This is a genomic window from Vibrio sp. 1978, assembly GCF_033344345.1.
This window is the reverse complement of sequence record NZ_JAWPOP010000534.1, coordinates 1-667: the sequence shown is the minus strand read 5'-3', so window position 1 is coordinate 667 and position 667 is coordinate 1. Positions and strand designations below refer to the sequence as shown.

At 47.1% G+C, this 667-nt stretch carries 1 protein-coding gene; it reads right to left on the bottom strand.

What is annotated here, in order from left to right:
- On the bottom strand, window positions 1-667 hold a 667-nt coding region (gene murJ, locus R8N49_RS27665; protein WP_318190523.1), incomplete at both ends, for a murein biosynthesis integral membrane protein MurJ.

Here is a 667-nt window from a genome sequence, read left to right as displayed (position 1 = left end):
CTGGCAATAAAAGTATCAAATAGCAGGTTGATTTGACTGACAGAGACGCCAAACAAAGCGGGAATCATCAACGTGCGGATTTTTACCACCCCAGGATCGCGCCACCCCCACTTAGGCTTAACCATCACGCCCGCTTTAATAAGGAAAGGAATTTGGAATAAGAACTGAACCAAACCACCTAAAAACACACCGATAGCCAGACCGATTTCCGGTTGAGACATCTGTGGCGAAATAAACCAAGCCGCCAGAATGATCATGACATTCAAAAAGACCGGAGTGAATGAGGAGACGGCAAACTTGCCGAGTGTGTTAAGAATGGCTCCGGAAAGCGCAACAAAGGTGATGAACCATAAATAAGGGAAGGTAATTTTGAGCATCAGACTGGCTAGCTCAAATTTCTCTGCGGCCGGCCCACCATGCATCCAATCTAAAAACCAGCCAAAACCAAACAGCGCGGTTACCACACCAGAGCCCAGCACGCCCAGCACGGTAACAATAGAGACAATAACCCCTAACGTACCGGCAGCACGAGCAATCAACTCGCGTGTTTTGTCCATATCACCTTGAGCGTGATTCTCCGTTAAAACAGGGACAAACGCTTGAGAAAAAGCCCCTTCAGCAAACAAACGTCGTAAGAAATTCGGAATTTTGTTGGCGAAGAAAAAGA